Raw genomic sequence first — 26183 nt, forward strand, 5'->3', positions numbered from 1 at the left:
AACCTCACTTGACTTGAGATTAATGAAAAAGATAATCCTCTGTTAGTTATCAGTCTATTCATAATGAGGTAATAGGTGCGGTTTTAAGGGGCTGCACATACCGAATTATACACTTCCACCACCTTGGTTGATCGCCAACGAAATCCTTGGAGGGAATGTGAAATTTAAATCATGTCATATTTTGTGACATTTAAAAGAGATATAATTCAATGAAAACGCTCTATACTTGTCTTTTTATCGTTAAAGCACAATAAACAAGACATTGTTTTGGTCAAGATGGACATTGTTTATGGGAGGAAAGTTGCAGTAAGATGAGTTAAACCTATTTAAGGGACGAAATACAACATGTCTAAGCCGCAGGAGGGTCATATGGAAAACGAACAAGAAAAGCGTCATCCGAAAACGTTTGAGCCTTTTTCATTTATTCTGATTGTAGCTACAAGCATTTTGGGGGGCAATTATCGGGATGCAGATTGTAACCAGCCTGGGTGTGACTCCGAATACGGCCATTATCGGAGCATTAGTGGCGATGTTGATTGCACGTATTCCGGTTAACTGGTTTTTACGGTATAAGTCTGTTCATCGTCAAAATCTGGTACAAACCTCCATTTCCTCAGCTACTTTCGGGGCGGCCAATAGCCTGCTGATTCCTATTGGAATCCCCTATCTTATGGGAACGCCTGATTTGGTTGTACCGATGCTGCTGGGAGCGGCGTTAGCCATGTTCGCAGATGCGACGATACTTCATAAAATTTTTGATTCCAAGCTGTTTCCAGCCTCGGGCACCTGGGCTCCGGGTGTTGCAAAAGCGGAGTCCATCAAAGCCGGAGATAAAGGCGGCAAACGTGCCGGTTTGCTAGGCATTGGGGCACTAATCGGGGGAGTCGGCTCCTATTTGAGCATCCCGATGTCTGCCTTTGGGGTCGCATTTATCGGCAATATTTGGGCATTGGGCATGTTTGGGGTCGGTCTATTGATTCGCCAATATTCCATGCCATTATTTCAGATTGATGTTAATGGGCTCTACATCGCCCATGGTGTGATGATCGGGGCAGGGATTGTAGCGTTAATTCAGGCTGCTATACTCGTGTTTGGCTTTTCCGGGAAGAAAAAGGGCGGCACAGCCATACTTGCGGATAAAGCCTCGGATGCGGAATACACTCGTCCAATTGCAGAGGCCCGTCGTACGCTTGGACTCGGTTTTATCGCTTATCTGGTTATTTCGCTGCTGATCGCCATTATCGGTGGATTGGTTACACACATGTCGGTAGGTATGTTGATCGGTTTTATCGTATTTGCAGCCTTTGCTGCGTTTGTGCATGAAATTATCGTCGGTATCGCGGCTATGCATTCTGGTTGGTTTCCTGCCTTTGCAGTTGCTTTTATCACTTTGCTTGGCGGAATGATGATCGGGTTTCCACCCGTGGCGCTGGCGCTTCTGGCCGGGTTTAGCGCAGCTACGGGTCCTGCCTTTGCTGACATGGGCTTTGATTTGAAAACAGGCTATATCCTGCGTGGTAATGGCAAGGATAAAGAGCTGGAACGGCAAGGCAGGAAGCAGCAGTATATAACGGCTCTGATCGCTTTTGCGGTTGCGCTGGTGACGGTCGCTTTGGCTTACCCAAGCTATTTTGCACAAAATCTGGTGCCGCCGATTGATAAAGTATACGTATCGACGATTCAGGCCGGGGCTACGCTGGGGATTGCAAGCCAGCTTTTGCTGTGGGCGATTCCGGGAGCGATTCTCCAGCTCATCGGTGGTTCCAAACGCCAACTGGGCGTCATGTTTGCAACAGGGCTGTTGATTGCGACAGCAAACGCATGCTGGGCCGTGCTGGTCGGCATAGCGATCCGTTTTCTCGTAACTCGTTTTGGGAAAAAGGAGACTGTCTCTTCTATGACGATTCTGGCTGCCGGCTTTATCGCAGGGGATGCACTTTATAACTTCTTCAACTCTGTATTTAAACTAAAAAAGTGAGATGATGCAGATGGACGCTTTAAAGCTGGATGAAAGGATTGTTGAATATGCCGTTTATGGCGGTGCTGTCTTGGGTGGCGGCGGCTGGATCGAGGAAGGGCTGCGGATCGGAAAGCTGGCTCTTGAAGCAGGACAACCGCTGCTAGTGCCCATAGACTGTTTTTCAGACGACGATCTTTTCGTCACTGTAGCTGTCGTTGGTGCCCCGGCTGCGCCGGACAAATATGTAAAGCCCGTTCATTATGTAAAAGCCCTGAATATGGTGTCCTCTATGACAGGAAAGGGCATCCGGGCTTTGCACACGAATGAAAATGGCGGTGAAACGACGATTAATGGCTGGTTTCAGTCAGCCATGACTGGTATCCCGGTAGTGGATTTTGCATGTAATGGACGGGCTCACCCTACAGGAGCGATGGGCTCGATGAATTTAACCGAGCTGCCGAATTACGTTAGCCATCAGGCTGCCGTAGGCGGACGCGGGGAGCACTATATAGAATTGGGCATTACAGGTTCCCTGGATCATGCCGCTTCGCTGGTTCGTAAAGCCTCGGTGGAAGCTGGAGGATTGGTAGCAGTCGCAAGGAATCCGGTGACAGCTGCTTATGCGAAAGCCAATGGCGCCCCGGGAGCCATTTCCCGGGCAATCGCTGTCGGAGAAGCGATGCTGACTCACCAGGGTGAGGCTGCGATTGCTGCTGTAACCGCCGAGCTGGGCGGCAAGGTTATCGCTACAGGTGAAGTAGCTGAATGCCGGCTTGAAACATCAGGAGGCTTTGACGCCGGGGTGGTTCATATAACGGATAGCGCCCGGGTCTACGAAATGACCTTCTGGAATGAGTACATGTCCCTGGAGCTTGACGGGGAACGATTAGCCACCTTTCCAGACCTGGTCATGACACTGGATATGGATACAGCTAGACCTGTAATCACAGCTGCCGTAGACAAAGGACAGAGGCTAGCTGTCATTGCAGTACCGAAGGAACGACTCTTACTGAGCACGACCATGTTTAACAGCAAATTGCTGCAATTGATTGAGCAAATGATCCATAAACCGATACTGTCCTACTTATAAAAAATACAGGAGGAACGGAACAATGGCACTTCAACAAACATTAACGGTATTCGAAGCGCTGGACAGCGCCTATGTGAATGGAGAGCGAGTGAAGCAGCTTTTTGCTGGATACAAGGATATAGAGGTAACTGTAAAACAGGTGACCGGCATGAAGGGCAGCACGGATTTTATCCATGTGCTTATTCCCGGTACAGAAGGTAAAAGCTCGGGAGGTATGGCACTAACATTCGGTATTGTTGGTCGCCTGGGCGGTATTGGCGCACGTCCCTCCCGAATTGGCCTCGTGTCCGATGCCGATGGAGCGATTGCTGCGGTAGCGGCTGCGCTAAAACTGGCAGATATGCAGATTAAGGGCGATAGACTGAAGGGGGATGTGGTTGTCACCACGCACATTTGCCCGGATGCCCCAACGCGTCCGCATGAGCCGGTTGATTTTATGGATTCACCTGTGGATATTGTGGAAATGAATCGCTATGAGATTGATCCGGGGATGGAAGCCATTTTGTCCATAGATACAACCAAAGGAAATCGTGTCATTAATCATAAAGGAATCGCCATTTCACCTACGGTAAAGGAAGGCTATATTTTGCGGGTCAGTGAGGATTTATTGCGCCTGATGGAACAGACTACGGCACAATTGCCTGTTACTTTTCCGGTTACGACGCAGGATATCACGCCGTATGGTAATGACCTGTATCATATTAATTGGATTTTACAGCCTGCTGTAGCGACGGATGCACCTGTAGTCGGTGTTGCGATTACAGCACAGGCGGCTGTACCGGGATGTGGTACCGGGGCAAGTCACGAGATTGATATTGCCACTGCCGTAAGATTTTCGATTGAAACCGCCAAGGAATTTACGAACGGAACGTGTATATTTTATGATCCGCAGGAATTTGCCCGAATCACCGAATTGTACGGCTCTATGAAAATATTGCAGACAGCAGGCAATGCTCAAAGCCATAGCTGATGCATAACAGGGCAGGCCGCAGGCTTGCCCTTTAGCGTCAGGAGCGTAAAATAAAATGAAACGAAGGCAGGGATTCAGGATGCATAAGCTTGGGATGATTACGATTGGACAAGCTTCCCGATCGGATGTGGCCCCTATTGTAGAAAGGGCCTTGGAAGGACGGGCAGAGCTGCTGCAGGCAGGTGCGCTGGACGGGCTTTCATTAGACTATATACAACAGCACCTAGCGCCGTCGCCGGGAGAATATGTATTGACCTCGCGTCTGACAACCGGGGAGTCGGTGGTCATTTCACGTGAAAAAATCCTGCCGCTGCTTCAGGACAAAATCACACGTATGGAGGAGCAGGGGATACGTACTATTTTACTGCTTTGTACCGGTGTATTTCCCGGATTGAATCCCAAGTTTGCAGCGGCCTCGCCTTACAGTGGCAGTGCGGAGGAATTTCGGCAGGCTGCCTTACAATTCAAAGATCAAGCTGATCTTATTGTGCTGGATTGTATGGGGTATACAGATGCACATAGAGAGCTGGCGGCACGTTATGCAGGGGTTCCAGTCATATTGTCGAATGCGTTAATCGGCAAGCTCGTATCGGAAATGGTGTAAGTGTATAAGCTGAATGAAAATTTACATGTTGTTCACTACACAAGCGGATGGTGCTTCCCATCGCTGTTGCCTCCGGATTTTCTGAATAAATTCCCAAAGGAAGAAACCCGGGAGCAAATAAAAAATAGGAGGTAAGAAGTATGAGTCGGCAGCGTGTTGAAATCAGTAAAAATGTATTGCAAAAATGTTTGGGGCTCACCGCCGAAGAGACACTTCTCGTTGTAACTGACGATGATAAAAAGGAATTGGGCGAATCCATATATGAAGCGGGTAAGGCACTGGGAGCGGAAGCGGCGATGATGACGATGAAAGTACGCTCCAAATCCGGTGAGGAGCCTCCAGCTCCTGTTGCTGAAGCCATGCTCCGCTCCGACGTTGTTGTATGTGTCACCCGATATTCGCTGACACATACAAATGCACGCAAGCAGGCTGCAGCCGCTGGAGCTCGCCTGGCGACCATGCCTGGTATGACAGATGATATGTTCATGAACGGAGCAATTGCTGCTGATTATCCCAAGGTCAAGGCGCTGACCGAAGAGGTAACCGCATTGCTGACGGCTGCCAAGCAGGTACGGATTGAAAAGGATGGGTACAGTTTGAGCTTTGCCATTGAGGGGCGCAACGGCGTTCCCAGCACGGGTATGTATTTGAACCCCGGGGAATCGGGCAACCTGCCTTCTGGTGAAGCCTATATTGCTCCACTGGAAGGCACGGCACAAGGACAGATCATGGTGGATGGTTCTGTGGCGGGAATCGGTGCATTGAAGGAGCCACTCCTGCTGACGGTGCAAAATGGCAGATTAATCGCCGCAGAAGGAGAAGCCGGGCAGCCTCTGCTGGATATGCTGGGCGAGGGTAATGGCAGAATGCTGGCCGAGTTCGGTATTGGAACGAATGATAAAGCCCGCATTACGGGCGTTGTATTAGAGGACGAGAAAGTTTACGGCACGATCCATGTCGCTTTTGGCAGCAATAATACCTTTGGCGGAACTGTTGCTGCGGGTGTGCATATTGACGGGGTCGTTCAAAAACCCGATGTATATCTGGATGATTGTCTGATTATGAAGGCTGGTCAATTGCTGGAGAGATAAAGGAGGGAATTATTATGCTTGGAATGATTAGAGTGCTCACCATGCAGGACGAAGCAGCTATCGGCCTCCACGGCCGAGTCATCGAGCAGCGCTACGGGCTGCCGGTTACCAGTGTATGTATCCCCGATCAGCCAAACGGAATCTACGATGATATCACGGACCGGGAGGCCGTGCCCAAAATTGTGCTAGCCGCGCAGCAGCTCGTTCAACAGGGCTGTACGTCTATCGGTATTAGCTGCGCGGCTGATCCAGCGCTAGAAGAAACTCGTCAGGCAGTAGCGGTCCCTGTCTATGGAGCCGGGTCCTGTGCGGCACATCTGGCACTGACATCGGCCAGCCGTGTCGGCGTATTGACCATTTTGGCCGAGGCTCCACCATTAATTCGCCATATACTGGGCGAGTCTTATATCGGTACGGAGCGTCCCGAGGGTGTGCGGACGACGCTGGACTTGAACACTCCTCAAGGCAAAGAGGCTGCCATGGCAGCGGCGCTGCGGCTTCAAGAGAAGGGAGCTGAGGTCATTGTGCTGGCCTGCACCGGTTTTGTAACAATGAACTTTGCACCAGAGCTGGAGCGTACGCTGGGGATTCGAGCCATTGATCCGATTGTAGCGCTTGGTGCGGCTGCTTCGATACGGTGGCAGTCCCATCATGATGAGGCACAGGCAGGATAGATTTTTAACATGATTATAAATAGCTTAATATCGAAACAAACCGTCTTTTAAAAAAAGGGCGGTTTATTTGTGTTCCACTAAGCTCTAAAAATAGGAATGGTCTGGATTGGAGACACATGAACCAGTGGTAAAAGGTTTTGTTTTGTAAGCTTTTTTGGTACACTATCCTGAAAATTAGATGAAGCAAGGATTATGCAAAATAAATAGCAGGGTGGTCTGTCATTATGAAAATACCGGGTGTAACAGTTCAGGAACTCATGGCAATCCCCGAGCTGAAGGAGGCAAAGGTATTAAGTGGAGAACAAGGGCTAAACCGGGTTGTCCGTTTTATTGACATTATGGAGGTACCCGATCTGAAAGGCTGGATTCGGGAAGGTGTATTGTTGATGACAACCGCTTATTCCATTCGTCATGAACCTGAGGTATTGTGTCAAATCATTCAATTGCTGCATCAGGGCTGCGCGGCTGCGCTTGCGATTAAGCCGACCCGCTTTCTCACGGAAATCCCCCGCAGTGCGCTGGAGGCAAGCAACGCCTGTGGTCTTCCTATGATTGAAATTCCAGCCGATATCCCATATACGGATATTACACAGCGTGTCATGGATATGGTGCTAAACCGACAAGCAGAGCTGCTGCGACGCTCGGAAGGAATCTATCGAACCCTAACCACAATGGTTCTGGAGAACAGTGGCATACAGGCTGTTAGTGACAATATAGCGGAATTGCTGAAAGCTCCGGTTGCCTTGATTGATAATGGAGGTCAAGCTATTGTCACTTCACCCCAAGGATGGGATTGGATGAAGGCACAAGATTCTCGTTATTTTCCTATCAATGTGGATAAACGCACGGTCGCCAAGCTGGTCATTGCACGCAATGAGCTGGATGATATGGAGCAGGTTGGCATTGAGCAGGCACGGCTGGTGATGCGTTGGAATTAATGCGTGAAAAGGCGGTAGAAGATACGGAGAGTCGGCTTCGGGGGAATTTCATAGACGAGCTAATGACACCTCCGGTACCGGTGCGCCATGAGGTTGAGCGAAGAGGGCGTCAATTGGGATTTAACCCGGCTTATGATTGGGAGGTTGCTGTCCTGGAAAGTGCGACGGCCCCGCCAGAAGAGATCCTTTCCGGCTTGCTGAGCCTGGAATCGACCCGACGGCGGTTGGTATCTCATATTGAGTTTCGTTCCAATCGGGCGGTATTATTTTTGCCTACGCTGAATTCAAGTGATTATTATGACGGGGCTAGCGCTGATCAGGAACGATCCTGGGCTGAAACGCTGAAGCAATGGGTAAGTGAAAAAGCTTTGGGCACGGGTGATTATTATATAGGCATCGGAAGTGCCAAAAAGCTGTGGGAGCTGCTCCAAAGCTACAATGAGGCACGACGTGCAATTACGGTATCGCAGCGGCTGTATCCCGATCAACGTGTATGCACATACGGTGATATAGAGATGCATTATATGCTTGGTGAAGCGATGGACACAGAGGAATTTTCCAATGTATTCGAACGTAAGCTGGGAAAGCTTCAGCAATATGATCGGTCACATGGTAGCGATCTACTTAAAACATTATTTTATTATTTGGAGAACAGGGGCAGTCTGATAGATACGGCGAATTATCTTTTTATACATCGTAATTCAGTAAAATATAGACTGGAGCGGATTCGCGATATGACAGATTTTGATCTTAACGATCCACGTGAGCAGTTTATATGCCATGCCTGTCTGATTCATTATTATTTGCGGGAACATAAGTAGACGGACGCTTTGCCTTGGGGCGGGGAGGGAAGAGCATGGATAAAAAAATACTGGTAGCGGACGATGAGTCTAGTATTCGGAATGCATTGGCCTATGCGTTAAAAAGGGAAGGCTTTTTGATAGAAACCGCCGTTGATGGGGAGGACGCATTGGAAAAGGTACGTTTGTTCCATCCGGATGTGCTGGTATTGGATGTGATGATGCCCAAATTGGGCGGATACGAGGTGTGCCGCCGTTTGGAAACTCGGAAGGGCATCGGTATTTTACTGCTGACTGCCAAAAACGATATCGTCGACAAGGTATTGGGGCTGGAGCTGGGTGCGGACGATTTTATGAGCAAGCCGTTTGACCTGAGAGAACTGCTTGCACGCATCAAGGCGCTGGTACGGAGGCTGGAGCGAGAGGGAGCGCCTGCACCAGAAGGAGCGGAAACGGTGCTTGGCCCGTTACGGGTACGTCCGTCCAGCCGAACGGCTGAAATCGGGGCAACGGCGCTGGATCTCACTCCCAAGGAATTTGATGTTTTGGCGCTGTTGGTGTCTCATGCCGGAAGAGTGTACACCCGGGACGAGCTGCTGGAGCAGGTGTGGGGCTTCGATTATGCGGGCGGAACACGGACGGTGGATATCCATATCCAGCGTCTGCGCAAGAAGCTTGAACCACATCAGGCGATATTTCAGACCGTGTATGGTATCGGCTATAAGGCAGAGAAGATGACGTGAACGAGCCTACATCCAATCAACGAGGAAGCTTGCCCTCCACTGACCAGCAGAAGCGCAAACGCAAGCGTACAGGCTTGAGTCTGCGTTGGAAATTTCCACTGGTGCTGGCAGCTTTGCTGCTGTTTACGGTCGGTGTGCTGAGCTGGCTGGTCCTTACCGGGATTCGCACCAGCCAGACAAATCAAATGGAGCGTGGGCTAAAGCGTCAGGCTGAAATTGTGGAAATGCGCGTAAAGCAGTCCTATCTGCTGGGAGTAAGCAAATCGCCTGAAGCGTTTATGAAGAAGCAGGCCCCCCAACTCGCAGTCGAGCTGGGCGTATCCAGCAATATGCGCGTTATTTTATATGATCGTAAGGGACATGAGGCTGGCAATTCGCTGCCGCTGGCTTTTAGAACGGATGTCAGTCAGGCGCTTTCTTATGCGCTCCAAGGCAAGATTGCTTACATTACGGAAGGCAGCACCATTATCTATTTGGCCCCGCTCCAAGGCCCGGAAGGCTTGTTGGGAGTGGTGCAGCTTCATAGCTCAATCGAAGCACAGCAGCAGCTCTATCAGGCCATTGCCCGCTTGTTTCTATGGACGGGCGGTGCGGTGCTGGTTTTGAGCTTTATTTTGGGCTTGGGCTATGTCAGCCGCCAAACGAGGGACATCGGGCGATTGACTCGCGCTTCCGAGCAGATATCGGAAGGGCATTATCTTGAAACGAGATTACTTCGACGGCAGGACGAGCTGGGAAGATTGGATGAAGGAATGCTCCAGATGAGTCATGTGATCCGGGAGAGCATTACCGCGCTGGAGAACGAAAAGCTCCGGCTGGAAGAAGCAGTTCAGCGTTTGCGGGAGTTGGAGCAGCAGCAAAAATCTTTTATCGGCAATATTAGCCATGAGCTGAAAACCCCGTTAACCTCTATCCAAGCTTACGCTGATTTGTTGGATATGTATGGGGACGACCCTGAACTGGTGCGTGTAGCCAGAGAAAGTATCCATAAGGAAACGAAACGCTTGTACGAGCTTGTAGAGGACTCGCTGCAACTATCTGTGCTGGATAAATATGATTTTGAATTGCATACGGAGGAAGTGGAGCTGCACTCGCTGCTCAAAGATGCTGGGAGCCGAATCCGGGGAAAAGCGGCGAAGCGTGGACTTCGTTTTTCGATAGATACTGTTCCGGCCAAGGTATGGGGCGATCCCAAGCATCTGATGCATATTGTACTGAATTTGCTGGATAATGCGGTGAAGTACAATCGGGACGGAGGCTGGATGACGTTATCGAGCCGGGTGGAACGGGATACCGTGGTCGTGTATGTACGCAATTCCGGTCCGTTGATTCCCAGGGAAAAATGGGAGATGATTTTCGAGCCGTTTGCTACCTTGAGCCGTGATCGTTCCCGTCAGGATAGCGGTACGGGGCTTGGACTTCCTCTGGCGCGCAGACTGGCGGAGCGCATGGGTGGAGAGCTGCATCTTACGGCCTCGGGCGATGGTGCGATAGAGGATGCCAACGAAAATGGGCAAGGGAATGAATTTTCGCTTAAGCTGCCTTTGTTGGTTTCCGATAGCTCGCTGTAAACGGACTAATTGTTAGCTATAAAGATAGAAATGCATTTTGTTTACAACTTGGAAACAATCCGATGTATTCATGAGACGTTAAGGTATTAAGCTGGGGATATCGTGAACAAGGAGGTCGTATGACGACATGATAAAGAAAAACAGAATGAACCATGTTCAAAAGAACGGCGTCCCTTGTGGCGATCATCCCCGAGCATGGCTTTTCCGACACAGAATCACGGGACTGCTCACGACGAGCGCAATAGCTCTTGTATTGCTCAGTGCTTGCAGAATGAACGACGCAGGGGAAGCCAAACCATCGTCTGGTACGAAGCCGGGACAACAGCTAACGGTGATTGACACCGATGCAGCCCGGCAACAGGTAACGGACGAGCTGGTGGTATCGTCCATCGACAAGCTGGGAGATGTCTACGCGAGGTCTTGGTTAAGCGACGAAGAACTGATTGTGGAGAGACAGACCCGGCTGTTGATTCATAATGTAAAGACAGGCAAGGAACGGGCTTTGCTACCGGATCGCAAGGCTCCGCAATTGCTGGCTGTTGTATCACCGGATCAGCGCCATGTCTTTTTTACCGAGGGCAGCACCAGCAGTAAATATGTTATCCGGGGCTATATACTTGAATTAAGCAGCGGTAAGGTTACACCGGTAGGTAAGCTGGATATGTCTAACGAAGTAAGCTGGGGGGATAAAGAACATCTGATTACAGGTGCACCGGACGGCAAAATATATCTGATCGGTCTGGACGGCAAGGCCAAAAAAATGAATTTTCAAGACCCGAACCGCTCTGAGCTGATCGCTCATGTCGAAAAAGTAGGGAACGCCATATTTTATACAGGCCATGATAAGCAAGGGGATCCGGTGCTGAATCGGTTCACCATCGACCACCCTCAAGCTGTAACCATTGCGAATGGCGCTATGTCCTTTGCCGTGTCTCCCGACGGTAAATGGATTGCAATTGAAAAGCGAAAATGGAACACATCCGAACCTGCCCGCATGGTCATTTTGAATGGCCAGGGTCAAGAGAAGGGGACTGTCGGTCAAGGGACTTTAATGAGCCGTGGAAGCTGGTCCAGCGACGGGTCCAAACTGGCTTTTTCCATTTACGATGAGGATCAGCAGGGGATGAGAGGGTTGTATGTGTTTGATCAGTCTACGGGGAAAACAACTCCGGTCACGACCAACATCCAATCCTATGACAGTCCTACAGTATGGAGCCCGTCAGCTCGGTTCTTATCCATGTACCAGAATATTTCCGAAGGTGGAAAACAGCTGAATCAAAGCTACATCGTTCAATTTAAGGAAAAGTAATAAAAAAAAGGTGCACATCCGCTGTCCCGGACTGCACCTTATCTTTAAATCATACCAAACTGGCTACACAAACTTGCGATGATGCTTTTTGCCATCGTATGAAAATAGGGCAAGCTTGCCCTCAACCATCGTTTCCAGATGAACGGCACGGCCCCACAGTTGATACACATATGGGAGTGTGCGCTCCATATATTTTAAATCCAGCTCAATGCCCTCATACTGGTGCTTCAGCTTCAGCTCGCCTGTATGCTGATAATCGCCGTCCTCGACGACGATATAAGGGGAACCCCCATTCACGCGCGAAAATACTAGCTGATCCCGTATGTTTTCCCAGGACTTATCGGTGATTTTCCAATCTGGTCCGCGTTTCTCAAACACATATAGATCCAAATCCTCCGTCAGTTTTTTGGTCATGTAATTGCGTATAAAAGAGGTGTCTGAGTCAAACTCCCGTACCTCGAACATTTTAGCGCGTCCTTCGCCCGGTTTGCGCCCTTGTCGCTCCTGTTCTTCACGGGTTGGGTTATCCCATCGCTTTTCAATATCCTCAAATATTTTAAGCCCCAAATAGTACGGATTCAGGCTTTGCTTGGAAGGCTGTACGACAGAAGCATTCAGCATCGCAAATTCAACGGTTTCATCCCCGGTCAAATCCAGTTCCCTGACAATTCGTTGATGCCAATAGGAGGCCCAGCCTTCATTCATGATTTTTGTCTCCATTTGCGGCCAAAAATACAGCATTTCGTCCCGCAGCATCGTCATAATATCCCGCTGCCAGTCCTCCAGCACCTCTGAGAATTCCTGAATAAACCAGACGATATCCTTCTCCGGTTCTGGTGGGAACTGTCGAATCTGGGTGCCTTCGCTTTCCGTCGAATCCGGCTGTGGCTTCACCGTATCCAGTGACCACAGATCATCATAAGGCCCAGGGGGACGCTGGTGCTTTCCAGGTTCTTTCTGCTCGCGGATTTTGAGCTCCATGTAGCGTTGTTTATCCAGATGCCTTGGTTTGATGAGCTGTGGATCAACATGCTCTTGTATCGCCAGTACAGAGTCAATGAAGGATTCCACGGCCTTTGAGCCGTATTCCATTTCATAGCTGCTGATTCGATCTGCGGTGGCGGACATACTCTCCACCATATTGCGGTTGGAAGCTGAGAAGCGGGCGTTATGCTTGAAAAAATCACAGTGTGCCAGCACATGGGCGACAATCAATTTATTTTGCACCAAAGAATTTCCTTCCAGCAGGAAGGCATAGCAGGGATTGGAGTTGATGACCAGCTCATAGATTTTGCTCAATCCAAAATCGTACTGCATCTTCATCTTGTGAAATGTTTTTCCAAAACTCCAGTGGCTGAAGCGTGTGGGCATCCCATAGGCCCCGAACGTGTATACAATATCCGCCGGACAAATCTCATACCGCATCGGATAGTAGTCGAGCCCGAATCCATCTGCAATCTCCATTATTTCTGATATCGCATATTCCAGCTCCTTCTGGTCGGTGCTCATCCCACCGTTCCCCCTTCCCGTTTGCGAAAAAAGGTACGTAAGGCTTGATATACCTCACCTTTTTCCTTAATGACATAATACATAAACTGATCCTTTTTAATGTTCTTGTAGGCTGACATCAGCGTGCTGCTGCGGTTATATTGATTCACTTCTCCATAACCAAACATATTGCTCCGCTTTATAAGTTCCTCGATTAGCTTTACACACCGTTCGTTGTCCGAGGTCAGGTTATCACCATCCGAGAAATGGAAGGGATAAATATTATAACTGGAAGGAGGATAGCGCTTGTCAATAATCTCCAGCGCCTTCAAATAGGCAGAAGAGCAGATCGTGCCGCCACTTTCTCCGCGGGTAAAAAATTCTTCCTCCGTAACCTCCTTAGCCTCGGTATGATGCGCAAGAAAGACAATTTCCACCTTTTCATACTGACGACGCAAAAAGCGGGTCATCCAGAAAAAGAAGCTGCGGGCGCAATACTTTTCAAAAGATCCCATCGAGCCTGATGTATCCATCATGGCTATAATCACTGCATTGGATTGGGGAATGGTTTTCTCTTCCCATGTTTTATAGCGGAGATCGTCCGGACTGATATGATGTATGCCTGGATTGCCCTCGCGAGCATTGCGACGCAAATTTTCGAGAATGGTTCGCTTCTTGTCAATGTTCGCCTGCATACCTTTTTTACGTATATCATTGAACACGATAGATTTAACCTCGATTTGATCCTTATCTTTTTGCTGCAAATGCGGCAATTCCATTTCCTCAAACAGCATATCTTCCAGCTCTTCTATACTAACTTCCGTTTCCACAATATCGTGTCCTGGCTGATCGCCAGCTTTCTCGCCTTTGCCTGGCTTCTGGGATGCAGGATCACGTCCGATGACATCTCCCACCTGACTGTCGCCATCCCCTTGGCCCACATGCTTCTGCTTTTGATAATTATAAATGAAACGATATTCGTCCAGACTGCGAATCGGCACTTTAATAATCTGCTGACCGTCTGACATGATAATATTTTCTTCCGTAATCAGATCAGGCAGATTTTGCTTAATCACATCTTTGACCTTCTGCTGATGACGTTGCTGGTCCTGGTACCCTTTGCGATGCAGCGACCAATCTTCGCGGGATACGACGAATGAATATGGCTGACGTGGTTCCGGCATTGTTAGGCACCCCCCAAGTGGATACACGGCACAGTTTGGCCTTGTTGGTTATTAAGTATATTCACGGGGATGTACGATATGTGATGGAACTCGATTTTAAATCGTGAATGTCATGGAATAAGTAAAGCACAGAATTTACGACAAAATCCTGCCAAAAAATCGATATGTTGATTTTTTTAAACAAACAGTACAATACAGTCATAAAAATACTTGTTTTGTTAAATATGAGAGGAAAGGATATCTTATAAGGATTATTGTAAGGATATGATTTAATGAAGGGGTTGAGATATTGGAACACATACTGGATTGTCACGGTGTTATAAAAAAATATGGGAAGAAAAAGGCTCTGGATTCGTTAACGCTTTCCATTAAGCCCGGCACTATTTTAGGACTTCTTGGTCCAAATGGCGCAGGGAAAACAACACTAATGAAATTAATTGTCTCTCTGCTTAGGAATTATAAAGGTGATATACGTATTAATGGTTCCAAACCTAGTTTTGAAACGAAGAAGATCGTTTCTTACCTTCCTGACAGGGAATTTCTTTATCAATGGATGAACGTTGAGCAATCCATTGCGTTTTTTGATCATTCATTCGTTGATTTTGAACGTGATAAAGCCTACCACATGGTAAAGTCATTGGGCTTGAATGTGAATGACAAAATTAAATCTTTATCCAAAGGAATGCAAGAAAGGTTAAGTATTTCCTTGGCTTTTGCAAGAAAAGCGAAGCTGTATGTCCTTGATGAACCCTTGGCCGCTGTAGATCCTTCAACACGGGATAAGATTATACAAATTATAATTGAAAATTTTGATCCAACCAGTGCGATTATTATCAGTACTCATCTCATTAATGATGTTGAAAAATTATTTACTGATGTAGCGTTTGTGAATGATGGGAAAGTTCTGTTACAGGGGAATGTACAAGAAATAAAAAATGAATATAAACAATCTATAGAAGAAATATTTAAATCCATGGTCTAAGAATAAGGGAGGATTAATCTTGCAAATTTCATCTTACAACGAGTACTTGCTATTGGATAAACTGATGGAGAAAAATATTTAATTTACAACAGCTTATCAAGTGGTTTTGGAGAAATACATAAAGAGTTATATAATGCTTTTGTCCAAAAAGGCCTCAATTATCTTGCCAATTGTATTGAAAAGATCGGTTATTGCAAGGTAAGTTCATATATAATGAGCCCATAAATGAATTGGATCAAATGGAGAATAGATTCAATGAAACAAGATACCAGAATCAAACGTTGAACCTTACGATTTTACCCACCTTCAGCTGTAATTTTAGATGTTCATATTGTTTTGAAAATTTGACTTCTAAATCAGGTAAGAGTTCTTTTTCTCAAAAAATACAAAATGAAATTTTGACTTTTATAGAAGAGTCTATTAAAAAGCTAAATATTAAACGCATTGTTGTGAACTGGACAGGTGGAGAGCCATTACTTGAATTTAAAAAAATCACTATTCTTATGGAACGGATTAACTTGATTGCCGATGAAAATAAAATAAATGTTGCTCACTTCATGGTAAGCAATGGTTACTTGCTCACTGTCGAACGAGCTAAGATATTAAGTGAGTTAGGTGTTCAAAGGATTCAAATCACAATAGATGGATCAAAAGCAAGTCACGATCAAAGAAGAATATTGGCTAATAAAGAGGGAACTTTTGATAAAATAATGAAAAATATTGAACACTCATGTGATTTTATTCACATTATGCTTCGAACAAATGTAGATTTGAATAATATTCAATCTATGGATGAGTATATGGAGTATATGGGAGGACAAATATTTAAAAAAAAGGTGAGTATTTATTTTTCTGCAACTACTGAATATAGCGCGGGTGGGTGTGTCAGCAATAGTTCTTGTTATGCAAATAAAGATTTTTCAAAAGTGATATTGAAACTATACGAGAAGGCATTAGAAAAAAACTTGAATATTTCTTATTATCCTCAATATGAGCCTGTGGCTTGTGCTGCAATTGCAGCTAATTCTATTGTTATTCAGCCTGACGGCGACATTCAGAAGTGCTGGAATACCGTTGGAAATAATGAGTATTTAGTAGGTCATATTAGTGGGAGTTTTAGTATGGATCAGCTTAATTCTAATAGATGGCTTGATTATTCGCCTTATAAATTTGAGAAATGTAGAAGCTGCAATGTTCTACCATTATGTGGTGGCGGGTGTGCTCAACAGGCATTTGAAAGTGAAGAGAAGCAGCCTGTATGCAGGGAATTTAAATATAATTTAGAAGAGATGCTTGAGTCTAATTTATGAATTAAAATGATTTGATAGAACACTATAATAAAAGGAGGCGAGCTACTATGCGGTGGATCGTACAACCCCAACAGGTTAAAAATTCAGTAACTCCTGCGTTTTGTCTTGTAGATAATGGGCGTTCTTGTGTTTGGTTTGGCTAAAGTTCTTATGTGTTTACCGCCTGTTTCTTTATTGGACAGGCGGATAAATTATTTGAAAAGGGGATCATTATGTTACTTTCTCATATATTCAAAGTGGAAGTCAAAAGGCATTTCACAGTGTTTGCGGTATTAACGATCTTAAGTGGTATATCTAGCCTTCATTTTTTATTAAATCATAATCAGGAACTTGCCTTTACTTATTTGCTAATCAATATGGTTATTGGAATATTGTTGCCCATCTATATCTTTATGGATTACTATAATGAGTTTTTTATAGGTAAAATGACACTTAATCATATGTTACCGATTAAAACATCCCATCTTTTCTTGATTAAATCAATCGTTTTTTTAATAGGAATTATGATGGTATGGGGCGCGACTCTTATTGAAATTTTCTTCAACCCTCAGGGCTTATATCATGCGCGTGTTATGCATTCAACTAATCTTTTGGAATGTATTTTGTATTTATTTGCTTCCAAGTTTTTTGGTATGTTAAGTGGATTAGCATTGATGGGATTTGCTATTTCTTTAGCAAAATGGATGAGTAAAAAGGTCGCTACAGGTCATGTATTAATGGCGGGGACTATTATTGCTGTCATCGGGATTCAATTTACTCTTATTAGAAAAGGGGCATGGCATTACGCTCTTGGTACCTCCTCATTGGAATCGTTTAAACAGTATGCTAATATGCTCTCGGTCAGTATCTTTTCCAATCAACCAACTTTTCCTGATATCAGTGAAACCATTAATTGGAATTCAGTTGTAATGAATCTCATAGTTTTCATAATTACAGGCAGTTTAGCCGCATTGATGTTGAATTCTAAAAAATATGAAGTGTACGGTAAATAGTTATGATTTTTTATTTGTAGTAGGCAACCTGATAGATATAAAAAAACTATCCTAATCATAGAAAATCAATCTGCTTGGCACATTATACACTGAATTTATTGAAAAAAGCACACAAATAGATTGGAGCCATCTAAGGCATAATTCATGTGGAACATGCTAAAAAATGGAGGCAGGGGAATGACTTCGTATTTATTTAAACATAAGTATAAGTTATGTGCCGCTATTTTTATGATCAGTCTCGCTAGTCTGCTTGACATCTATTTGGCCTTTATATTTAAAAGTTTAATATACAGCGTGATATCACAGGCGGAAAAACAATTTATTTCTGTTGCTTTGATTGCTCTAAGTTTTATTATTGTAAGTTCTTTTATAAAGCTGCTTTCTCATTTATTACAAGCTTCGTATCTTCGCAAAACCATGTTGTTTTTTAAAGAAAGCGTTTTTCAACATATTTTATACAAGAGTCATACTCAATTTACTTCCAGTCATAGTCAAAATACATTTCAATCATGAGTAATGACATTAAAATGATTGAAGATGATTTTTTGAAAAATTTGTTTTCTTTAATTAACACAGCGGTTTCGTTTTTAGCAGCACTTTTTGCGATGTTTGTTTTAAGTCCTAGTATTGTTGTTATGTTACTCGTCATGACGCTAATATCTATTTTTATCCCACGTATGTTTGAAAAAAGAATTAGGTCTGATAAAAAAAATATCGCGAATGCTCTAGAGAAGTTTACGATTAAAATGAATGATATTTTTTCTGGGTTTGCAGTTATTAAAAGTTATGGAGTAGAACACCATTTAGAGCAACAATTTCAGCAGAGTAATAAGGCTGTAGAAGATAATAAATACTTATTTTTTAAATTAAATGCTTTTGTCAGCTCGCTGAGTGATGTATTTGGAGGGATTATGTTTATTTCTGTATTTTTAATTGGCAGTTTTTTATCTATCCGAGGCGCTATTACATTAGGTACTATGATTGCTTGTGTACAGTTAACCAATAAAATTGTTAATCCAGTATATATGAGCATTCAATACATTACTCAAATCAGATCATTGCGTGATATTTCGACTAAAGTGTTAGAGATGATGGATGTTGAACATGCAAGTATCGAATACATAAATAAAACATCAATTGATCATTCTGTTTGTCTAACTGATGTATCCTTTGGTTATGCTGAAAATCATTTGAACTTATGTAATATTAACATGAAACTAAATAAAGGAGAAAAGTATGCTCTTGTGGGACCCAGTGGATCTGGAAAATCTACTTTGATCAAGCTTCTAATGAAGCAATATCATAATTATGAAGGAATTATTAATGTAGATGATTTGAATTTAAAGTTCATATCTGCTGAGGATTGGTGTCGGCTAGAATCGGTTGTACATCAGGATGTATTTTTATTTGATAGTAGTATTCGAGAAAATATTACAATGTATCAATCATTTCCAGATGAAGTGCTTTCCAATGTGATACGTGCATCTGGACTTGATGAGCTAATCGACAAGTTACCTTATGGTTTGGATACACAGGTTGGGGAAAAAGGAGGGATGCTATCAGGTGGGGAAAAACAAAGAATTTCGATTGCCAGGACCTTAATTAGGCAAACTCCGTTATTACTTCTCGATGAAGCAACTTCATCTTTGGATAGTGAAACGGCGAATGCCATTGAAGAGGCAATACTAAGTCTGGAAGCTACTACATGCTTGATAGTGACACATCGTTTGTCTAGAGCTACATTACAGCACTATGACAAGATATTTGTTATGGCCGATGGAAAAGTAGTAGAAAAAGGTTCTTTTAATCATTTGATAGAGAATGAAGGTTATTTTTATTATTTATATAAAATTGTAAATGATACTTCGACAAACCAGGCACATCTTATATACACTTGATTTGGTTGTATTTAGTTTTTCACGGTCTTTAACATCTAACCTCCCCACAATAGTCGAACTACAGCCATACTCACAATACCGACAACGACGGTAGCCAGCAGATTTTTGCTCCATAATGCAGTCACCAGCGTAGGAAGGACAGCTATAAGCACTTGCCCATTAAGAGTAACCGAATGTTCGGTTCGGACGAGCAGACTTTCCATTACGAGTGCTGTGAAAATACAAATGGGGATATAGGAAAGCCATTGTAGCACTGGCCTGGGCAGCTCCAGCTTTTGCAGCACGGCGAAGGGAATGATTCTTGGGATCGCCGTGACGATCATGCCGCCGATAATAATATACAGGACACTTGGATGAATGTTCATTTGTCGGTTAACACTCCAATCGTTGCAGTGATCATCGTAGCTACAATGACCGCGATATGTGATGGCACCCACCAAGACAAAAGGTACATCAGAACAGCCATACACACCACGAGCAGCAGACGGTGCTTGAGCTTGGAGGTCTGTACACTTTGGAGCTGGGAAATAAGCAGGGCAAGAAACATTGCTGGCAGGGCAAAATCCAGACCAAAGGCCTCTGGCCTGGAAATCCAGTTCCCGAGTATCCCTCCCGCCACGCAGGAAGCGATCCAGACAAGATATGCCGTTATATTAAGCCCGTTCATCCAGCGATCGCTTACCTGCCCGCCTTTAGCCAATTTGTCCGACGCTACCCCAAAGGATTCGTCTGTCAAAAGAACGCCGATGCCTATGTTTTTCCACAGTGAATATTTAGTAAAGTAAGGAGCCAGCGACGCACTTAATAGCAGGTGGCGGGCATTCACAATGAAGGTCGTTAAAATAATGACGGATGGAGGACTGCCTGTAGCCAGCATGGAACACATAATAAACTGAGACGCTCCTGCGTATACAAGTGCTGACATCAAAGCAATTTCCATCGTGCTAACCCCGGATGAGGCCCCCACAATGCCTGCTGCGAACCCAATGCATACATACCCGAGCAGTGTAGGAATACAATCTTTAATCCCTTGTAAAAAGCTGAGTGAATCGGGCTCCGTTCTGCTCAACTCCGATGCTATGGACATTTCAACCTTACCCCCAGTGTATAAATTTATAACAGTATACAACGGAAGCTCGAAACTAATCAATATATTATACGTATGTATGTTATAGTGAATATCTCCTGTGGCGAACAAGCCGTCTTTTGTGTATTCTTCTTATATAGACTTTTCGATACGAGGAGGCACAGTCTGTGGATTCAATGCAGTATATTATCGGCTCTAATTTAGCTCAAATCAGGAAGACTAGAGGACTTAGTCTGGATAAGGTGGCTGAATTGACAGGGGTCAGTAAAGGCATGCTGGCTCAGATTGAGAAGGGGAAGTCCAATCCTACAGTGACAACACTTTGGAAAATTGCGAACGGCCTACATGTATCCTTTTCCTCCTTTCTCAAAGAGGACCCGCCGCAAATCACGAAAATTAGTAGAAGTGACCTGTATCCGGTTATTGATGAGGACGGTAACTATTTTGTTTACCCTGTATTCCCGTATCATTCGGAAAAAAAGTTCGAGGTGTTCACGGTAAGTCTGAAGCCGGGCTTTACACACCAGGCAGAGAAGCATCTGGGAGAAGAATCGATTCTCATGATCCGCGGGGAAATGTGCTTTGAAATGCAGGGGCAGCAGCTTAGGCTGAGCGCAGGGGATGCTATACAATTTCAAGTGTCTGACATACATACCTACCGCAATGATTCGGATGAGGATGCAGATTTTTATGTATTGATTTATTATGCGGATTAGTGGGATGATGAGCATAGCCGCAAGCAGGCTTCCACATATAAAAAGACAGCCACAAGGAAAAGTGAGGAAAGAGAGCCCATGGAAAGCAAGTACATTCGAGAAACCTACTGCTTCAAGACGTCCCGTGTATTTCCCAACGATGTTAACAATCACAACACACTTTTCGGGGGCAAGCTGATGTCGTATATCGACGATATCGCATCGATCGCCGCTGCCAAGCTGTGTCGAGTAAACACGGTTACGGCTTCGACGGACTCGGTGGATTTTTTACTGCCTATCCATCCGAGCGATTCTGTCACGCTGGAGGCATTTGTAACCTGGACAGGCCGCAGCTCGATGGAGGTGTTCGTAAAGGTGATTCGCGAAGGGCTAATGACCGGTGACCGTAAAATTGCCGCTACGGCCTTTCTGACCTTTGTGGCACTGGACGAGCATAACCGTAAAGTAACCGTGCCACAGGTGATACCGGAAACAGAAGAGCAAATGCAATTGCACCAGACAGCTCCATCGCGCGCAGCCATACGGCGCCAGCGCAGGGAAGAAAGCAAGCAGCTTGCGAGTTTCCTGACGACAGATTACCCGTGGGAAGTGTAACATATCAGAGATCACCCAATTCATCATTCTTCATCATTTTGATGTAAAAAGGAGCCGTCTTTCCGTTGCAATCAGCTATGATCTGCTCGGAATACGGCTCCTTTTGAATGAACTGCTGAAATAACGGGGCTATTCTGTTTTAACTACACGGAAATGCTGATTCGTCCCGCCATTATCGCCCCATTGAATGGCTTTGGCTTCATCGGTAGTGGCGCCCTCGGAAATGTCAATCAATTTGCCGGTTGCCCGATTTTTTAGCTTGTAATAACCCCCGGTTACGGATACCAGCTGCCAATGCTGGCTGGACCAGCCTCCGTCGCTCCACTGCTCGATAACTGCACCATCGGTCGCCATGCCGCTTTCAACCCCAATCAGCTTGCCGCTGTTGCGATTCACAATTTTATAATATCCGCCGCCTGCATCCTTGAGCTGCCATTGCTGGCTTGCTGCTCCGGAATCTGCACGCTGCTCCAGGTCGGCACCGTCCGTCGTCGCATTGCCAATGATGCCCAGCGGCTTGTTGCTCTTGCGGCTTACCAGTTGGCAATAGGCATCCGGGTCAATGACCATTGGCGTGGTTACACCCTCTATGATACCACTGGCGGTGTCGATATTAATGCTGTCGAACCAGTCCATGGCTAATGAAGTCGCAGTTGGAAAACGCAGCGGCAGCCACACATATTGAGAATCCTGCACAGGACCACTCCACGCCCCCGCCCAACGGTCACCCAAATACAGATACGAAGTCGTCTGCGTACCTTCAACAGGAATGACGTAGGCCGACTGTGAACCATAGGTTGTACTGTCCCCGAAGTTCATCGTATTGCTCCAGGTTCCTTCAATGCTGGATGCCGTAGCATACTTGGCCTGATTGGGATTCCAGCCGGTTGCCCCGGATGTAATTAGGAAGTAGACATCTCCTTTTTTGAACATCGCCGGAGCTTCACGATATTGTCCCAGCCACAGTGTGGTCACCAGTGATTCAACTTGCAGAAAATCCGGTGTCAGACGATAAATATTCAAATCGGCATTCACACGGGTCGCCGAGATCAGGTAAGCCGTTCCGTTGTCATTGTATACCGTCATATCGCGGGAATCGTGATCCAGAGGACGGAAGCTGCCTTGATACGTATAATCGCCATCCACAGTATCGGAGGTGGCAACTGCAACTCGGGCCTCGTTGTAATTCACCCCGTTTTCCTTGTGCATCCACAATACGTATTTGCGTGTTTTTTCATTGTAAATCACCTTTGGACGCTCGATATTCGACACATTCAGCTCTGCTGCCGAGCTGCTGATTAACACGTTTTTGCGAAACTCCCAGTTTTTTAAATCTGAGGAACGGTAGGCGGATACCGCCTTGAACGTGCCGCCCAGATTGCGATTTTCACCAAACCAATAATAGTAACCGTCCACTTTAATCATACCGCCCCCATGGGCATGAACCACGTTTCCAGCAGTGTCTTTAAATTGAATGCCATTCAAAACATTCGCTGAAGCCGCAGAAGCTATCTTAGGTGAAAACATCTGGAATATGTTCAACGTCAGTAAAATAGAAAGCATTATACACAGCAAGCGGGCAAAATCATATTTCATTGTTTCGTCCTCCTCTATGCGTATTTTTTAAAGCGCTTTCATAATTTAGTTCTATACATAGCTTTAATAGGATTACTTATCCCAATTGTATCCATATTGAATTGAAAGTGCTAGAGTAGTATATTGACCATGTACACGGCACACGCCATCCATAGCTGACAGACTTCAATCGAACGGTGAGTGTTGCGAACTGGCTGATATCCATTTACGGCATACAGGAGGCGACCATGGAAATATACGCGATTGATACAAGCAAGCCAGAGGCTGAGACTTACTATGAGTTACTGTTAAATCGGGTTTCACTGGAAAAGCGGCAGAAGCTGGATCGTTTTTTACACCGAGAGGACGCCTTGAGGGGATTATACGCCGATGTGCTGTTAAGGTGGTTGGCTTGTCGGCAATTGAAGGTACCTAATGCCAGCCTTCAGTTTACATACAATGCTTTTGGTAAGCCTTCCTTGTTGAATGCGCCCGGCTTCCATTTTAATGTTTCTCATTCGGGAAAATGGGTGGTATGTGCCCTTGATGAGCAACCGCTTGGAATCGACATCGAACAGCTCCGTCCTATTGATTTTGAGGTAGGCAAGGTATGCTTTTCGGACACAGAGTATGATGCGTTAATGCGTCAGGACGCAGACAGTCGCTTATCGTATTTTTATGATCTATGGACGCTTAAGGAAAGCTTTGTGAAGGCCGAGGGGCAGGGATTAACACTACCGCTGAAGTCTTTTTCATTTGAGTTGAGGGCACATTCGTTCATAGGCTTCACGACAGAGGGCTTTACCACCGAATATTGCCATTTTAAACAGTATGCGCTGGATCAAGATTATAAAATGGCTGTCTGTGCAGCTCATGACCGTTTTGCCCGGCAGATACAGCAGGTAGATATAACTACACTACAATTGGAAGTAGCGACTCAGGCGTAACATGTAGGGGATAACGTTATTGCTGAAAAAGGGAGATGAATAGCGTTGACGTTCGTTTTGTTCAAGCACGGCCGGTTGTATGGGGATTGGGCTTCGAAAGGGGATTCAATCGTGGTACAGCATGGCCGTATACAGGCCATCGGATATGCGCGGGAGCTTGAATTGCAGCTGTCCGGTAAGGAATATAAAACCGTGGATTGGGAGGATGCTTATGTGCTGCCAGGTTTAACCGATTCACATATGCATTTGTCCATGCACGGTATGAAGCTGGCGATGCTGGATCTGACATCAGCTACCTCCAAGCAGGAGATGCTGGACATGCTGCGCAAGCGGGTCGCTGTAACACCGCCGGGAGAGTGGATTTTGGGACTCAACTGGAACGAAAATGCGTTTATTCCGGTTGAAATTCCGGGTATAGACGAGCTGGATGCCATTACAGACCAGCACCCGGTCTATTTGACCCGTACGTGCTTTCATACGTTCCTGGCTAATTCAGAGGCATTTCGACGTGCGGGTATTCATGATAACACCCCTGACCCGTCCTCGGGAGCCTATGGACGAGACGCTGAGGGACGATTGAACGGATTGCTTTATGAGGAAGCATCCTTCGCCTTTACAAATGTGCAGCCAGAGCCGGATTATGCGGTAAAAAAGGATACGATTCGACGGGCATGCCTGGATGCGCTACGTCTCGGTCTGACTGCTGCGCATACGGAGGATTTACGTTTTTTGGGCAGCGTGGAGACGATGCAGCGGATTTACAACGAGCTGAGGGAGGAAGGCCTTGCTTTTCGTACACATCAGCTCATCTATCATCCATTTTTGAAGGAAGCTCAAGCGCAAGGGCTATGTGCAGGAACTGGAAATGAGTGGTATAAAATCGGCGCTATAAAAATGTTTGCCGATGGCGCCATTGGAGGAAGAACTGCGTTATTGTCCGAGCCATACAGTGACGCTCCACATACCTGCGGCATGGCCATTCAACCGCAGCCAGAGCTGAATCAGATGGTGGCAGCAGCCAGAGCCGCAGGCTTTCCGGTGGCTGTACATGCCATCGGCGATGGGGCGGCACACATGATTTTGACAGCGATGGAGACTCATGCGCTCACAGAGAAAAGCGGTTTGCCAGATCGCCTGATCCACGGACAGGTGCTTACGGCTGATTTGGTCAAGAGAATGGCGAAGCTGCCGCTGATTGCTGACATTCAGCCGCGTTTTGTCGCGAGCGATTTTCCATGGGTACTGGATCGGGTTGGGAAAGAACGGACCGAATATTTATATGCCTGGAAAAAGCTGCTGAATGCGGGTATTCCGTGTGCAGGCGGCAGTGACGCGCCGATTGAACCGCTGAGTCCTTTTCTCGGGATGCATGCGGCTGTAACTCGTGCCAAGCCGGAAGAAATGCATGAGGGTTATCTTCCCGCTGAAAAACTGGATGTTCATGAAGCCATTCATCTGTTTACCACGGGAAGCGCAGTAGCAGCCGGGGAGACGGATGAGAGGGGATGGATTGCTGCAGGTAAAGCGGCTGACTTTACGGTCATTGACCGCGATGTAACGGAAAGCCCGCAAGCTTTACTGGATGTTAAGATACGAATGACGGTCGTGAACGGGAAAATCGCATATCAGTCGTAGGCTGGGCATATGAAGGTATGCCAAA

At 45.9% G+C, this 26183-nt stretch carries 21 protein-coding genes and 2 pseudogenes; 18 read left to right on the plus strand and 5 right to left on the minus strand.

The genetic code is table 11. From position 1 onward, the window contains the following. The first annotated feature begins 369 nt into the window (after positions 1–369). From GCU48_RS18785 to GCU48_RS18830, 10 genes and pseudogenes are all read left to right on the plus strand, one after another. Positions 370–1978, plus strand: a pseudogene (locus tag GCU48_RS18785) (OPT/YSL family transporter). Between the two features lie 10 nt (positions 1979–1988). Continuing rightward, positions 1989–3050: an S-methyl thiohydantoin desulfurase family protein gene (locus GCU48_RS18790; RefSeq protein ID WP_152381059.1), complete on the plus strand. Its 1062-nt coding sequence runs from the start codon at positions 1989–1991 to the stop codon at positions 3048–3050. 22 nt (positions 3051–3072) lie between these two features. Beyond that, a complete protein-coding gene (locus GCU48_RS18795; RefSeq protein WP_152381060.1) occupies positions 3073–4020 on the plus strand; it encodes a DUF1177 domain-containing protein in 948 nt (315 codons plus the stop codon). A gap of 55 nt (positions 4021–4075) precedes the next feature. After that, a complete protein-coding gene (locus GCU48_RS18800; RefSeq protein ID WP_152381061.1) occupies positions 4076–4624 on the plus strand; it encodes an AroM family protein in 549 nt (182 codons plus the stop codon). A gap of 140 nt (positions 4625–4764) precedes the next feature. After that, a complete protein-coding gene (locus GCU48_RS18805) occupies positions 4765–5715 on the plus strand; it encodes an aminopeptidase (RefSeq protein WP_152381062.1) in 951 nt (316 codons plus the stop codon). A 14-nt stretch (positions 5716–5729) separates the two neighbouring features. Next, a complete protein-coding gene (locus tag GCU48_RS18810; protein WP_152381063.1) occupies positions 5730–6389 on the plus strand; it encodes an aspartate/glutamate racemase family protein in 660 nt (219 codons plus the stop codon). A gap of 224 nt (positions 6390–6613) precedes the next feature. After that, positions 6614–8148 (plus strand): annotated as a pseudogene (locus GCU48_RS18815) (PucR family transcriptional regulator). A gap of 35 nt (positions 8149–8183) precedes the next feature. Then, positions 8184–8870 (plus strand): response regulator transcription factor, encoded by a 687-nt coding sequence (locus GCU48_RS18820; protein WP_152381064.1) that lies wholly within the window; start codon positions 8184–8186, stop codon positions 8868–8870. Then, a complete protein-coding gene (locus GCU48_RS18825) occupies positions 8867–10441 on the plus strand; it encodes a sensor histidine kinase (protein WP_152381065.1) in 1575 nt (524 codons plus the stop codon). The genes GCU48_RS18820 and GCU48_RS18825 overlap by 4 nt, the downstream gene beginning before the upstream one ends. A gap of 127 nt (positions 10442–10568) precedes the next feature. Then, positions 10569–11750, plus strand: a complete 1182-nt coding sequence (locus GCU48_RS18830) for a TolB-like translocation protein (RefSeq protein WP_152381066.1) — start codon at positions 10569–10571, stop codon at positions 11748–11750. 63 nt (positions 11751–11813) lie between these two features. Here GCU48_RS18830 and GCU48_RS18835 read toward each other — a convergent pair whose 3' ends face one another. Together GCU48_RS18835 and yhbH are read right to left on the minus strand one after the other, a co-directional pair. After that, entirely contained in the window at positions 11814–13259 is a 1446-nt protein-coding gene (locus tag GCU48_RS18835) for a SpoVR family protein (RefSeq protein WP_152381067.1), read from the minus strand. Next, complete coding sequence (yhbH, locus tag GCU48_RS18840) at positions 13256–14422, minus strand: sporulation protein YhbH (protein WP_025715925.1); 1167 nt, start codon at positions 14420–14422, stop codon at positions 13256–13258. Before yhbH ends, GCU48_RS18835 begins: the two co-directional genes overlap by 4 nt. Before the next feature lie 289 nt (positions 14423–14711). Between yhbH and GCU48_RS18845 the strand changes: the two genes are divergently transcribed. From GCU48_RS18845 to GCU48_RS18860, 4 genes are all read left to right on the plus strand, one after another. Beyond that, positions 14712–15404 carry an ABC transporter ATP-binding protein gene (locus tag GCU48_RS18845; protein ID WP_152381068.1) on the plus strand — a complete coding sequence of 231 codons (693 nt, stop codon included), beginning with the start codon at positions 14712–14714 and terminating at the stop codon, positions 15402–15404. Positions 15405–15643: 239 nt separating this feature from the next. Continuing rightward, entirely contained in the window at positions 15644–16714 is a 1071-nt protein-coding gene (locus GCU48_RS18850) for a radical SAM/SPASM domain-containing protein (protein WP_244316315.1), read from the plus strand. Positions 16715–16866: 152 nt separating this feature from the next. Further along, the gene (locus GCU48_RS18855) at positions 16867–17706 is read left to right on the plus strand and encodes a hypothetical protein (protein ID WP_152381070.1); all 840 of its coding nucleotides are present in this window, start codon (positions 16867–16869) and stop codon (positions 17704–17706) included. A 527-nt stretch (positions 17707–18233) separates the two neighbouring features. Continuing rightward, on the plus strand, positions 18234–19604 hold the full coding sequence (locus tag GCU48_RS18860) for an ABC transporter ATP-binding protein (protein WP_208811867.1): 1371 nt from the start codon (positions 18234–18236) through the stop codon (positions 19602–19604). A 35-nt stretch (positions 19605–19639) separates the two neighbouring features. On the opposite strand, the gene GCU48_RS18865 is transcribed toward GCU48_RS18860, so the two are convergent. Together GCU48_RS18865 and GCU48_RS18870 are read right to left on the minus strand one after the other, a co-directional pair. Further along, on the minus strand, positions 19640–19969 hold the full coding sequence (locus tag GCU48_RS18865; protein ID WP_152381072.1) for an AzlD domain-containing protein: 330 nt from the start codon (positions 19967–19969) through the stop codon (positions 19640–19642). Then, complete coding sequence (locus GCU48_RS18870; protein ID WP_025715935.1) at positions 19966–20691, minus strand: AzlC family ABC transporter permease; 726 nt, start codon at positions 20689–20691, stop codon at positions 19966–19968. Before GCU48_RS18870 ends, GCU48_RS18865 begins: the two co-directional genes overlap by 4 nt. Before the next feature lie 167 nt (positions 20692–20858). On the opposite strand from GCU48_RS18870, the gene GCU48_RS18875 reads away from it, so the two are divergent. Then, the gene (locus GCU48_RS18875; RefSeq protein ID WP_025715936.1) at positions 20859–21407 is read left to right on the plus strand and encodes a helix-turn-helix domain-containing protein; all 549 of its coding nucleotides are present in this window, start codon (positions 20859–20861) and stop codon (positions 21405–21407) included. A 78-nt stretch (positions 21408–21485) separates the two neighbouring features. Then, positions 21486–22001 carry an acyl-CoA thioesterase gene (locus tag GCU48_RS18880; RefSeq protein WP_025715937.1) on the plus strand — a complete coding sequence of 172 codons (516 nt, stop codon included), beginning with the start codon at positions 21486–21488 and terminating at the stop codon, positions 21999–22001. A gap of 129 nt (positions 22002–22130) precedes the next feature. Here GCU48_RS18880 and GCU48_RS18885 read toward each other — a convergent pair whose 3' ends face one another. Continuing rightward, positions 22131–23597 (minus strand): RICIN domain-containing protein, encoded by a 1467-nt coding sequence (locus GCU48_RS18885; protein ID WP_152381073.1) that lies wholly within the window; start codon positions 23595–23597, stop codon positions 22131–22133. A gap of 227 nt (positions 23598–23824) precedes the next feature. On the opposite strand from GCU48_RS18885, the gene GCU48_RS18890 reads away from it, so the two are divergent. Further along, on the plus strand, positions 23825–24523 hold the full coding sequence (locus GCU48_RS18890; protein ID WP_152381074.1) for a 4'-phosphopantetheinyl transferase family protein: 699 nt from the start codon (positions 23825–23827) through the stop codon (positions 24521–24523). 45 nt (positions 24524–24568) lie between these two features. Further along, positions 24569–26158: an amidohydrolase gene (locus GCU48_RS18895; protein WP_152381075.1), complete on the plus strand. Its 1590-nt coding sequence runs from the start codon at positions 24569–24571 to the stop codon at positions 26156–26158. Positions 26159–26183 lie beyond the last annotated feature (25 nt).

Source organism: Paenibacillus brasilensis (assembly GCF_009363115.1).
Taxonomy (GTDB): Bacteria; Bacillota; Bacilli; order Paenibacillales; family Paenibacillaceae; genus Paenibacillus; species Paenibacillus brasilensis.